Genomic DNA, 12,280 nt, shown 5'->3' with positions numbered 1-12,280 from the left:
GGATGCCCGTGATCTTCACCCCCGACAGCCCACCCCCCACCGCCGCCGAGGCGCGCGAACTGATTGTGCACCTCGCCGAGCGCTACGTACCCGGCGTGCGCGAGCTGCCCGGCAGCACAGACCTCGCCGACCACGGACTCGGCTCAATCGAGCTCATGAGCCTCACCTCGCAGCTCCGCGCCCACGGCTGTGACCTCACCTTCATCGACCTGATCGACGCCCCCAGCATCGAGGCCTGGGTCGCCCTCCTCACACGAGGGGCCGTCACGTGATCCCCGGAGCGACCCCCTATCCCGCCGAGCGCGCTGCCACCTACCGGGCCGCGGGCTACTGGCGCGGTGCCACCTTCGGTGCCCTGCTGCGCGAGAGCGCCACCCGCTGGCCCGGCAACACCGCGGTCACCGACGGCCACACCCGCCTCAGCTACGCCCAACTGGATGCCGCCGCGAGCACCGCCGCCACCCGCCTGGCCCGCCTCGGCATCCGCCCCCGCGAGCGCGTCGTGCTCCACCTCCCCAACACGCTGCCCTACCTCCCCGTACTCTTCGGACTCTTCCGGCTCGGCGCGCTCCCCGTGTGTGCGCTCCCCGGCCACCGGCAGCACGAGCTCAGCCACGTACTCCGTCGCTCGGGGGCACCCGCGCTCATCACCGTGGAACGGCACCTGGGCGTGCGGCACGGCGATATCGCGCGGGAGGCCGCCGCCCGCGTGGACCTGCCCGCGCACCCGACCCACGCCGAAAAACCAGCGCACCCCACCGTGTTCACCGACCCCGCATCCCTCTACACCACCCCCGACCCGATCACCCCGGGCACCCCCGGCCGCAGCCGCCACGAAGACCCGGCCGATATTGCCTTCCTGCAACTCTCGGGTGGCAGCACGGGCATCCCCAAGCTCATCCCGCGCACCGCCGACGACTACCTCTACTCGGTACGCGCGAGCAACGAGGTGTGCCGGATGACCGACCGGGATGTCTACCTCGCCGTCCTGCCCGTGGCCCACAACTTCACCATGAGCTCGCCGGGCATCCTCGGCACCCTGCTCGCCGGCGGCACGGTTGTTCTCGCCGCGGCCCCCTCACCGGACGTCTGCTTCCCGCTCATCGACAGCGAACGGGTCACCGTCACAGCGATTGTCCCCCCGCTCGCGCCCGTCTGGTTGGATGCCCTCCCCGCGCGCCCGGCGCTCTCCTCCCTTCGTCTGCTCCAGGTGGGCGGGGCCAGGCTCGCCCCCGAGGTGGCCCGCCGACTCCTTCACCGGATGCCCGGCACCCTCCAGCAGGTCTTCGGCATGGCCGAGGGCCTCGTCAGCTACACGCGCCTCGATGACACCGAGGAGGCGATCATCCACACACAGGGCCGCCCGCTCAGCCCGCACGACGAGATCCGGGTGGTGGATGACGGCGACACCCCGGTTGCCGCGGGGATAAGTGGACACCTACTCACGCGCGGTCCGTACACGATCAACGGCTACTTCGATGCCCCCCAGACCAACGCCACAAGCTTCACGGATGACGGTTTCTACCGCACTGGCGATATCGTGCGACTGCGGCCCGACGGCGCGATCGAGGTGCGGGGCCGCTCCGGCGACATCATCAACCGGGCGGGCGAGAAAATCTCGGCCGAAGAGGTCGAGAATCTACTGCTCAGCCACCCGGCCGTGCACGAGGCCATCGTGGTCGGCCGACCGGATGCGACGCGCGGGGAGATCATCCACGCGTTCATCGTGCCCCGAAGCGGGGTGGAGGCCACTCCCGCACTCACCGCCCAGACCCTCGGCTCACACCTCACCACACTCGGCACCGCGCGCTACAAGTTCCCGGATGACTACGCGTTCGTGGCCACCCTTCCCCTCACCGCGGTCGGCAAGATCAGCCGCGCCCAGCTCCGCACCCAGCTCGCGGCGCTCCTCACCGAGCCCGCACCGCAGCCCCAGCCGGGTGACTTTTCCTCACACAGCGACGAACTGAAAACCTAGACGAGCTCCAGCACCGGTGCCGCCACCTCGCGCAGCTCGATCAACGCCCCCTCGGGAACACCCACGAGTGCGAGCGATGCGCGATACCCCGGGCTGCCCGGATCAAGGTCGCGGATGCGCAGCGTATCCCACTCCTTCGCCCAGCCAAATCCGGCGGGCGACTCCGGCACGATGTCGTCGGGGTTATCCGTCACCGGGTCCTCGCCACCCCACGGGACGGTCGCGCGGAGCGACTCCTCACTGCGCGCATCCAGCAGGTGTGGCGGATGCAGCAGCCCCACACCCAGTGCCTTGAGAGCCGCCTCCTTGCGGGTCCACCACAGGGTAGCCTGCGCCTCGGGTGAGCCGTCCAGGGTACGGATGGCCTGCAACTCTCCGGGCGCAAACGCGAAGCCGGAGTGGAGCACGGGAACGACGGCGGCAACGTCTTGCACGTCGATGCCGCAGCGGGCATCCGATACCGCAACGCCCACGCGGGAGGCCGAGTGCGTAATCGACATACTCAACTCGCTGGGCCGTCCGCCCACCCACAGCTGCGGGCGACCACGGCGATCGCCGAACCATTGCTCGACCACCGCGACGGTACTCGCGGGGACATCCAGAATCTCGCTGACCAGACGTTTGAGCGTTGCTCGTCCGGTGGTAAACCGCTCGCGATCTATACGGCGCGGTATCCGCCGCCAGCGGGCGCGCTCGGCAATGTCAAGGAGGCGAAAATCGCGTGTACCGAACGGTCGTACGGGCTGGCCGGGGTCAACCCAGCGTACCCACGCTGTTCGGGTTTGGGCAGTAATGTCCATAGCAAGCACACTACCCGACTGGCTTTTTCGGGGCGACTGATTTTGTGATCATAATGAAACCTCCGTCGTGGAAAAACTGTGGTTGGCATAAATAATCGACCTACACGACCCGGTATTCCGGAGTATTTTGCTGGACCCATCGTAGACACACTCGGGCGAATTACCCGGATATTTCACCCAGCGCGGCGAGAAACGTACCGGGCGGGCGGTCTTCATCGGCTCAGCGTCGCCCCTCCGTCAACCACCAACTCCTGCATGGTGAGGTGTGCGGCCCGGTTGGAGACCAGAAAAGCCACGGCCTCGGCGATGTGCGCCGGGTCGGCCAGGCGGCCCAGCGGAATGCCCGCCTTAAAAATGCGGGGGTCTCCCGCGATCAGTGCCGCCTCGCCGCCCGGGACCGCGAGCACCCCGTCGAGCAGGGGAGTGCGAGTGGAGCCGGGCGATACCACGTTGCAGCGGATACCGTGCCCGGCCAGCTCCAACCCCAGCGACTGCGTGAAGAGCGTTGCCGCCGCCTTGGATGCGCCATACCCCGCCATCCCGTGCCGCGGCACGCGCCCGGCGTTGGAGCTGACCACCACGAGCGACCCGCGGCCGCGCGGCACCATGCGGCGGGCCACCGCGGTGGTGACCAGGAAGACCCCCGCAGTATTCACCCGAAACATCCGCTCCCACTCGGTCGGCGGGGTATCCAGGGCCGGGCCGGTGTGCAGGATGCCCGCAGCGCTCACGAGCGCCTCAATCGGCCCGTGGCTCCTCTCGACCCGCTCAACAACCGCGGTCACCTCCTCCGGCGAGGTGACGTCGAGGTGAAGGTCAGGATTCCCCGCCGTGTCGGCCGTCAGTACCCGGTACCCGTCCCGCGCGAGCGCGGCGGCCACGGCCGTGCCGATACCGCCGCATCCGCCCGTGATGAGCGCGAGGGGCGTCGCCGGGCTCACCGCACCGCCGAGAGTTCGGCGCCCTGAGCCAGGTCGTGGGTGACCGTGCGTGTGGGGGCGACAACCGCGCAGCGCTCGGCCGCGTAGGTCAGCGCCTGGCGATGGTAGTCAACGGAGAAATCGGCCACGGCATCCGCCACCAGGAAGGGCTGAATATCGTGCATGAAGGCGTCGGCGGCGGTCATCAGGCAGCCAATGTGCGCATACAGACCCGTGATGATCAGTTGGTCACGGCCCCAGGCGGACATCCGCTCGCGCAGGTCGGTGCGCACAAACGCGCTGTAGCGCCACTTGGTGACCACGGTATCGGTGCCAGAGGGGGCCAGCTCGGACACAATCGCGTCGCCCCCGTCATCACCGAGGCCGGGGCCCCAGAAGTCGGTGAGCAGTCTGCGGTCGCGCGGGCTTTGGCTGGGGGGTTGTGCGCTGTAGACCACGGGAATGCCTGCGGTCTCGGCCTGCTCTCGCAGCAGCTGGATGTTGGCCAGCACGCTCGTCAGGGGCTCGGCCTTCGACTCAAACGCGTCCACAAAGTAGCGCTGCATATCGTGGATGAGCAGCACCGCCCGCGCCGGATGAGGCCGCCAGGCGACACGGTTGGTTGGGTAGTCGGTCTCGATGGGGACGATGTAAGGGGGGATGCTGGGGAGTGCCATGCGGGTACCTCCGAATTAGACAAGCAAAACAAGTAAGCATATCCTTACCATCATCCGATGATAGTCGGTGAGCGTCCATCTCAACAAGATCTCCCCCACCCTTGGCTCATCCCCCGCCGCTTCGCTATCGTTTTCCTATGACCATGCACACCTTCACCGCCACCATCAACGCCCCCGCCACCCGCGTCTGGGACGTGATGCTCGCGGACGCCAGCTACCGCGAGTGGACCGCGGCCTTCAATCCCGGCTCGTACTACACGGGCAGCTGGAACGGCGGCGACACCATCCGCTTCCTGGGGCCCAACGACGACGGCACCGTGGGTGGCCTACTGGGGCTCGTCACCGAGAGCCGCCGCGGCGAGTACGTGAGCGTGCGCTACCTCGGCCTGGTGGAGCGCTCAGAGGACGACACCACAAGCGAACATGCCCAGGCCTGGGCCGGAGCAACCGAAACCTACCGCTTCGCGGAGCGCGACGGCGTCACCACGCTCACGGTTGAGCTCAACACCGAAACCCTCCCGCAGACCCCGGAACTGACACACGTCATGGCCATGATGGCCGATGTGTGGCCACCCGCACTCGCCACACTCACCGCGCTCGTGGAGGCTACTCCCCCGGCCTCGTGAGCGCCGCCTTCTGGGCCCGGGTCAGCGCCCGGTAGACCAGCTCATACGACTGCGCCACGAGCTCCTCCAAAAGCGCATCAGGCACCTCCCCGTCGAGCGCGACCGTGTTCCAGTGCCGCTTATTCATGTGATATCCGGGCCGGATAGCCGCAAAATCGCGCCGAATCAGGTCGTTCATCACGGGTGGCCCCTTGAGTGTGAGCGTGGGCCAGGGCCCGTCACCGCCGTTGCCGAGGATCGCAAACATGCGGCCACCCACCTTATAGACCCGGGCATCCGGACCGAACGGGTACCCGACGGTAGCCGAGGGGCAGGACAGCAGCAGCGTGTCGATACTCTCGAGGCTGTGCAAACGAGTTTCCGTCACGGTCGCCGCCCCACCTCGTGCCGGGCGGCACCTCGCAGCGAGGCATCCACGACGGTATCTACCTCGCGCGGGGCGGGGGCGAACCTCGGAATATCGAAGATCGTGGGCGCCGGGGCGGGCGGCGGTTCCAGCGAAACCACCTCGGTGGGGGCCGTGCGCGGCGCGTGGGCCGGGGTACCGGAGTGCTCGGCGGCCACCGGAGAGTACGGGTTCTCGATCACGCCCACAATACCCACATTCCCCGGGAGTCGCACCGTACCGGTGAGGATGCCGCCGCCCACATCCGCGAGCGGGTCAACCACCTCGGCCCCGCGCGCCTGCAACTCCGACATCGCGCGCCTACCCGAGGCAACACTCCAGTAGGTCGCCACGCCGCGCGCACCGTCCGCACCGGGCATCAGCCCCAACTCGTAGCCGTGCACGTCAAATCCCACGTAGAACGGCTCGTCAAAGTAGGGCTTGACCCCCAACACCCCCTCAAAGAAGGCTCGGGAAACTGCCAGATCGGGTGCGGGATAAACAACGGTGCGTAGTCCGAGAAACATGCTGGCTCCTTGTAGCTGAGCCGCGCCGCGTGCGCAATGCCGCTCGTACCCACGAGACTACCGGTCTCCGAGCGGAACGGGGAGGGGCAATGTATGTTGATGTGCCGGGGTGCACCCGGCATCCGGATGCGCCGCTACGCCGTCACGGGAGGGCCGCCTCAATCGCGGCGATCACCTCGGGCGAGTTGGGCAGCGTCGTCGGACGAAAGCGGTGCACCGCACCGACGGGCGAAATCAAGAACTTCTCAAAGTTCCACTTGACCTTGCCCGCCTTGCCGTTGGCATCCGGGGTCTGCGTCAGCTGGGCAAAGAGCGGATGCGCGTGCCGACCGTTCACCTTCACCTTCTCCATCAGCGGAAAGGTCACCCCGTAGGTGAGGGAGCAGAACTCCTGAATCGTCTCGGCACTCCCCGGCTCCTGAAACGCAAACTGATTGCAGGGGAAACCGAGCACCGTGAAGCCGCGCTCGCCGTACGTGCGCTGCAACTCCTCCAGGGTCTCGTACTGTGGCGTGAGGCCGCATTTGGAGGCCACGTTGACCACGAGCACGGCCTGACCGGCGTAGTCGGCGAGTGAGGTGGGGGTGCCGCCGATGGTCTCGAAACGGATATTGCGAAGGCTCATACCCGCGAGTGTACGCCTCCCATCCGGGGCTATGGAGAACCCGGAAACCCCTTCGATGCGAAGCGGCGGGAATTCCCCTCGGTCTCACCCCACACCTCGAGCCATCCCGCGCCGGGCTCACCGCACCGCACGCCCGTAGATGCGCCGAGAGAGCTCCGCCGCCGTCCCCCGCACCGCGTCCACCACCGCGGGTAGCCCCGCCAGCGGAAGGTCTTCCGGTCGAAACGTCACGGCCAGCCCCGCCACCGGCCAGTCCCGGTGGTCGGCCACGGCGACCGCAACGGAGGACAGCCCGCTCGTCACCTCCCCCTCCTCCACCGCGTAGCCGCGGGTGGTCACCCCGTCCAGCACGGCGCGCAACCGCGAGTAGCGGTTCACCCCGTCGGATTCGTTATGCCGCTGCACAAACGCGGCAGCGGTGGGAAATAGCGCCCGCACCTGGGCCCGTGGCAGCGCGGCGAGAATAGCGCGGCCGCTCGCGGTGAGGTGGCTGGGGAGCCGCACATCAACATCCGTCACCAGTGAGGGCGCGTTGCGGGCGCGCTCCTCCACGATGTAGAGCACATCGCGGCCGTGCAGCACCGCGAGGTGCGCGCTCAGCCCCAGCCGGTCCACGAGCCCGGCGAGCACCGGCCGACCCAGGCGAGACAGCGGCTCCTGGCGGGCATACGCCGAACTCAGCTCAACCGCGGCGATACCCAGTCCGTAGCGTTTCTCCTCGGGCAGGTGCATCACAAAGCCGTTACGCTCCAACACACTCAGCAGGTGGTAGACGGAGGAGCGGGGCAGTTCGAGCCGGGTCGCAATCATGGAGGCCGGCAGCGGGCCCCGAGACGTGGCGAGCAGACGCAGGATGCGCAGCGTGTTGTCGGCGGCGGGGACGTGCGAGGACTCGCTCATTCCCGGTCGCCGCCCCGCACGCGCATCCTCGCCTCACTCACAGGGCACAGCCTAGTCGAGGGTACCGATGACGTTCTCGACGGCCCGCAGCACACCACCACCCTGCACGAACGCGGTGGCGCTCGTGATGGTCGGTGACAGGAACTCGTCGGTGGCCGGCGCGTTAATCTCGGTGCGGAAGAGGGCGTGCACCGCGGCGGTGGCCGGTGCCGGGGTGCCCGCAACCGCGGTATCCCGCTCGCGGAAATCGAGCGCGCGGGTCGAGGCGAGCAGCTCAATGGCGAGCACGCGGGCGAGCCCATCAACCGAGCGGCGCAGTTTACGGGCTGCACTCCACCCCATCGAGACGTGATCTTCCTGCATCGCAGAGGAGGGGATCGAGTCCACCGACGCGGGCACGGCCAGACGCTTGAGCTCCGAGACGACCCCGGCTGCGGTGTACTGGGCAATCATGAGACCCGAATCGAGGCCGGGGTCGGCGGCGAGGAACGGCGGCAGCCCGTGATTACGCGACACATCAAGGAAGCGATCGGTGCGCCGCTCGGAGATGCTCGCCACATCGGCGGCGGCAATCGCCAGAAAATCGAGTACGTAGCCCACCGGGGCACCGTGAAAGTTGCCGTTAGACTCCACCCGGCCATCGAGCGTCACCACCGGGTTATCCACCGCCGAGCCCAGTTCGATGCGGGCCACCGCGGCGGCGTGCGCCAGCGTGTCGCGGGCCGCGCCGTGCACCTGTGGGGAGCAGCGCAGCGAGTAGGAGTCCTGGACCCGGGTAAATTCACCGTCCACCGCGCGGGTAATCAGACCCGAGCTGGCCAGCACCCGGCGAATGTTTGACGCCGCACTGGCCTGCCCCGGGTGCGGCCGCAGCGCCTGTAGATCGGCCGCAAAAACCGTGTCGGTGCCCAGCAGGGCCTCCACACTCGCCGCCGCGGCGACATCCGCAACACGCAGCAGATCCCGGAGGTCGTGGAGGGCGAGGAGGAGCATCCCGAGCATCCCGTCGGTTCCGTTAATCAGGGCCAGCCCCTCCTTCTCGGCCAGCACCACGGGGGTGATGCCCGCCTCGGCGAGCGCCTCGCCGCTGTCGCGGAGGGTGCCGGTGCGGTCGCGCAGCTGGCCCTCACCCATCGCGGCGAGCGCACAGTGGGCGAGGGGCGAGAGGTCGCCCGAGCAGCCGAGCGACCCGTACTCGTGCACCACGGGGGTGAGCCCGGCGTTGAGGATATCGGCGTAGGTCTGCGCCGTCGTGAGACGCACCCCGGTGCGCCCGGTAGCGAGGGTGTTGAGGCGCAGCAGCATCAGGGCGCGGACGACTTCGCGCTCGACCTCCTCCCCCGTGCCCGCGGCGTGCGAGCGCACAAGACTGCGTTGCAGCTGGGCACGCTGGTCGCGGGGAATATGCACCCGGGCGAGCGCCCCGAAGCCGGTGGATACCCCGTAGTGTGGGCGGCTATCCCCGGCGAGCGCCTCGATCACGCTACGGCTGGCGGTGATGCGCTCGGCGGCGTCCTCACCGATGGTCACGGGGGCGTCCCGGCGGGCCACAGCGACGACGTCGTCCGGGCTCAGCCCGGGCGAACCAAGAACGATGGTGGGGTGATCTGTCATATCTACGATTGGACTCCATCGAGTGGAGCTGGCGCGGTCAGAAGGTGCCCCTGGTGTCTGGCATTCCAGACACGGCAGAATGTCCGCGGCTGGCACCCACGACTCGATGCACCGCCTCCCGCGTGTCTGGCCGACGAGACACGGATGCTGTCGCCCCGACTCCCCGCCACCACCCCCACTTGCTAGCGTCACAACATGACACCCGCACAGCTGTCGCACGACCCGCTCTGGCCGCGCACCGGGTCCTGGCCCGCGCCCGGCACCCTCCCCACCGGGGCCAACGCCGACCTCGGCCTCATCGGCCTGCCCACCTGGCGCACCTCCCTCTCCCCCACCCAGGCGCACACCACACCCAACGCCATCCGCGCGGCGCTGCGCCGCTACGGCAGCACCACCCGGTTGCGCGACGGGAGAACCCTGGCCCTCGACAACCTCCTCACGATTGTGGACGCCGGAAATGTGGCCGAGCCCGACGCCCCCGTCGGCGAGACCGGGGCCGTGGATGCCGTCGCCGCGCTCGCCGCCCGGGCCCGGCTCGTCCTCGCCCTCGGCGGCGACAACGCGGCCACCGTGCCCGCGGTCCTCGGCACCTGGGGAGCAGATATCGCAACGGCCGGTCTGATCACATTCGATGCCCACCACGACCTGCGCGACGGCGTGAGCAACGGCTCCCCCGTGCGCCGCCTGGTCGAAGCCGGACTCGATGGTCGTCGTATCGTTCAGATCGGTATCGCCGATTTCGCGAACTCAGTCGCCTACACGCGGCGGGCCGCCGATCTGGGCATCACCGTCATCCCCCGCAACGACCTACACACCCGTCCCCTCAGCGAGATCATCACCGAGGCGTGTGACGTCGCGGGGAGCGGCGGCGGCCCCATACACGTAGACATTGACGTGGATGTGTGCGACCGCTCCGTGGCCCCCGCCTGCCCCGCGTCACTCCCCGGCGGTCTCGCCGCGCACGAACTGCGCACTGCCGCGCGCCTCGTCGCCCGAGATACCCGGGTGGCCTCCATCGACCTCACCGAGATCGACGCCACCACAGACACCCCCGACGGTCGCACCGTGCGGCTGGCGGCACTCCTCGTGCTCGAAACCCTGGCGGGGCTGGCCGAGCGCTAGCACCCCAGCTTCCCCTACGCTTGTAGGGCGCACACCCTACCCCCGCCCCTCAGATCGAAGGACACGTACGCAATGACGCCTACCCCCGGCATCCTCCAGCGAGGCCTTGGTGCCCGCCACATCCGCTTCATGGCCCTCGGCTCCGCCATCGGCACGGGCCTGTTTTACGGGTCAGCCGCGGCCATTCAGACCGGCGGACCGGCCGTGCTGCTCGCCTACATGATCGGCGGCGCAGCCGTGTTTATGGTGATGCGCGCCCTCGGCGAGATGGCGGTGCGGCACCCCATCGCCGGGTCATTCGGCCAGTACGCCGCCCGATACCTCGGGCCGCTCGCGGGCTTCATCACCGGCTGGACCTATACCTTCGAGATGATTATCGTGGCACTCGCCGATGTGACCGCGTTTGGCATCTACATGGGATTCTGGTTTCCGGATGTGGAGCGCTGGATCTGGATCGTGGCCGTCGTCTTCATCATCGGCGCGCTCAACCTGCTGAGCGTGAAGGTGTTTGGCGAGCTGGAGTTCTGGTTCACACTGGTCAAGGTGACGGCCATCATCGGCATGATCGTGGGCGGCATCGCCATCATCGTCTTCGGTTTCAATACCCAGTCGGAGAACGCGTCGGGCGTGGCCAACCTGTTCTCGCACGGCGGCTTCTTCCCGAACGGCTTCGAGGGCTTTGTGGCCTGCTTCTCCATCGTGATGTTTGCGTTCGGTGGCATCGAAATCATCGGCATCACGGCGGGCGAGGCGGAAGACCCGAAGCGGATGATCCCCCGGGCCATCAACACCGTTCCCGTGCGCATCCTCCTCTTCTACGTGCTCACACTCGGCGTGATTATGTCGCTCGTGCCGTGGAACACTCTCGACGGGGAGAGCAGCCCGTTTGTGGCGATCTTCTCCACCCTGGGCATCCCGGCAGCCCCCGCCATTCTCAACGTTGTGGTGATTACGGCGGCCCTCTCGGCCATTAACAGCGATATTTTTGGTGCCGGTCGGATGCTCTTCGGGATGGCCCAGCAGGGTCAGGCCCCCCGCGTCTTCACCCGGGTGACCGCGAGCGGTGTGCCCTGGATGACCGTCGTCGTGATGGGTGCGGCCCTGCTCGTTGGCGCGTACCTCAACGCGGTGATCCCCGAGAATGCCTTCCTGCTCATTGCGTCCATCGCCACGTTTGCCACGGTGTGGGTCTGGCTGATGATCCTGTTCTCGCACGTGCGGATGAAGCGGGAAATTGCCCGCGAGAGCCTCCTGCCCTCGGAGTTCCCGGTGCCGCTGTGGCCGATAGCCTCCTACGCCACAATCGGGTTCATCATCTTCGTGATCGGCGTGCTCGGCTGGTTTGAGAACACCCGGACCGCACTCATCGTGGGGCTCGTGTGGCTGGCCGTACTCGTGGTGGCCTATGCCACGCTCGTGCGGACGACGGGGCGGATGAAACCGGCACTGATCGACGAGACCGCGCCAATTCCGGTGGTGGATCGGGGGGTCGCTCGCGGCGACGAAATGGCGTTGAACTCCACAGAGTAGCGTGGTTGATTTTCTGCTAATAGTGCCTGGTGCTATGTTTTAAACCATGTCATTTGATTCCCCCGACGATAGGTGGTGTCAATTCGTGGTAGCAGCAACTGGTTTGGTGAGTAGCTGTGGGAAGACTTCAGTGGGCGTGTAGAACCCGAGCGTTTGTCGGGGTCGGTTATTCAACTCGTCAGCGATCGCGTCCAAGTAGGGTTGGTGCGTCGTGATCTCGGTGCCTTTCGGGAGATACTCTCTGATGAGTCCGTCTGGATGTAATGTCGTAGGGTCGAAGCGATCGATCGAGTGCCCTGGGGCACAGGATACTGATCGCGGCGTTACGGAGTTTCGCCATGGTATGGGGTCTGTTACCCGTGCAGAGTTAGTGTCGGTCCTCGTGAAAGATGACGTCCCCAACCCAGTGGAGCCGGTTCTCGATATCCCCGTGTCCGTGAAGCCACGCTGCGATCTGCTCGGGCTGCGCGCCACCACCCGCGGGTCACCAATCCCTCAAGTCGCTAACGCGTTACGAGCAAAGTTCAGAGAGAACGGCATCCGTGTGGGGTTTCGGTTTCGAAGGCAGACATGAAG

13 protein-coding genes and 1 pseudogene are annotated in these 12,280 nt (G+C 67.4%); 5 read left to right on the top strand and 9 right to left on the bottom strand.

Annotated features, from left to right (window positions below; all coding sequences use genetic code 11):
- Positions 1-2 precede the first annotated feature (2 nt).
- Entirely contained in the window at positions 3-272 is a 270-nt protein-coding gene (locus tag FB466_RS13240; protein WP_141919030.1) for a phosphopantetheine-binding protein, read from the top strand.
- Complete coding sequence (locus FB466_RS13235; protein WP_141919028.1) at positions 269-1,978, top strand: (2,3-dihydroxybenzoyl)adenylate synthase; 1,710 nt, start codon at positions 269-271, stop codon at positions 1,976-1,978. Before FB466_RS13240 ends, FB466_RS13235 begins: the two co-directional genes overlap by 4 nt.
- Here FB466_RS13235 and FB466_RS13230 read toward each other — a convergent pair.
- The 3 genes from FB466_RS13230 to FB466_RS13220 form a co-directional block, all read right to left on the bottom strand.
- Positions 1,975-2,778, bottom strand: a complete 804-nt coding sequence (locus FB466_RS13230) for a 4'-phosphopantetheinyl transferase family protein (RefSeq protein WP_141919026.1) — start codon at positions 2,776-2,778, stop codon at positions 1,975-1,977. The two genes, FB466_RS13235 and FB466_RS13230, sit on opposite strands and share 4 nt — an antisense overlap.
- 212 nt (positions 2,779-2,990) lie before the next feature.
- Positions 2,991-3,719: an SDR family oxidoreductase gene (locus FB466_RS13225; RefSeq protein WP_141919024.1), complete on the bottom strand. Its 729-nt coding sequence runs from the start codon at positions 3,717-3,719 to the stop codon at positions 2,991-2,993.
- On the bottom strand, positions 3,716-4,375 hold the full coding sequence (locus FB466_RS13220) for an isochorismatase family protein (RefSeq protein WP_141919022.1): 660 nt from the start codon (positions 4,373-4,375) through the stop codon (positions 3,716-3,718). The genes FB466_RS13225 and FB466_RS13220 overlap by 4 nt, the downstream gene beginning before the upstream one ends.
- A 137-nt stretch (positions 4,376-4,512) precedes the next feature.
- Between FB466_RS13220 and FB466_RS13215 the strand changes: the two genes are divergently transcribed.
- Positions 4,513-5,001: an SRPBCC family protein gene (locus FB466_RS13215; RefSeq protein WP_141919020.1), complete on the top strand. Its 489-nt coding sequence runs from the start codon at positions 4,513-4,515 to the stop codon at positions 4,999-5,001.
- Here FB466_RS13215 and FB466_RS13210 read toward each other — a convergent pair.
- The 5 genes from FB466_RS13210 to hutH form a co-directional block, all read right to left on the bottom strand.
- The gene (locus tag FB466_RS13210; protein ID WP_211344837.1) at positions 4,982-5,368 is read right to left on the bottom strand and encodes an MmcQ/YjbR family DNA-binding protein; all 387 of its coding nucleotides are present in this window, start codon (positions 5,366-5,368) and stop codon (positions 4,982-4,984) included. The genes FB466_RS13215 and FB466_RS13210 overlap by 20 nt on opposite strands.
- Positions 5,365-5,913 carry a VOC family protein gene (locus FB466_RS13655; RefSeq protein WP_211344836.1) on the bottom strand — a complete coding sequence of 183 codons (549 nt, stop codon included), beginning with the start codon at positions 5,911-5,913 and terminating at the stop codon, positions 5,365-5,367. Before FB466_RS13655 ends, FB466_RS13210 begins: the two co-directional genes overlap by 4 nt.
- Positions 5,914-6,055: 142 nt before the next feature.
- Entirely contained in the window at positions 6,056-6,538 is a 483-nt protein-coding gene (locus FB466_RS13200) for a glutathione peroxidase (protein ID WP_141919018.1), read from the bottom strand.
- A 117-nt stretch (positions 6,539-6,655) separates the two neighbouring features.
- Positions 6,656-7,438, bottom strand: coding sequence for an IclR family transcriptional regulator (locus FB466_RS13195; protein WP_141919016.1), 783 nt, complete (start codon positions 7,436-7,438; stop codon positions 6,656-6,658).
- A gap of 51 nt (positions 7,439-7,489) precedes the next feature.
- Positions 7,490-9,052 (bottom strand): histidine ammonia-lyase, encoded by a 1,563-nt coding sequence (hutH, locus tag FB466_RS13190; RefSeq protein WP_141919014.1) that lies wholly within the window; start codon positions 9,050-9,052, stop codon positions 7,490-7,492.
- A 195-nt stretch (positions 9,053-9,247) separates the two neighbouring features.
- On the opposite strand from hutH, the gene FB466_RS13185 reads away from it, so the two are divergent.
- Positions 9,248-10,174: an arginase family protein gene (locus FB466_RS13185; RefSeq protein WP_141919012.1), complete on the top strand. Its 927-nt coding sequence runs from the start codon at positions 9,248-9,250 to the stop codon at positions 10,172-10,174.
- Positions 10,175-10,246: 72 nt separating this feature from the next.
- Positions 10,247-11,704: an amino acid permease gene (locus tag FB466_RS13180; RefSeq protein ID WP_141919009.1), complete on the top strand. Its 1,458-nt coding sequence runs from the start codon at positions 10,247-10,249 to the stop codon at positions 11,702-11,704.
- Between the two features lie 78 nt (positions 11,705-11,782).
- On the opposite strand, the pseudogene FB466_RS13825 reads toward FB466_RS13180, so the two are convergent.
- Positions 11,783-11,959: pseudogene (locus tag FB466_RS13825) on the bottom strand (IS30 family transposase); the annotation flags it as partial.
- Positions 11,960-12,280: the final 321 nt, after the last annotated feature.

Source organism: Klugiella xanthotipulae (genome assembly GCF_006716695.1).
Classification (GTDB): domain Bacteria; phylum Actinomycetota; class Actinomycetes; order Actinomycetales; family Microbacteriaceae; genus Klugiella; species Klugiella xanthotipulae.
The sequence above is the reverse complement of the archived record's forward strand: the minus strand, read 5'-3'. Positions and strand labels throughout refer to the sequence as shown.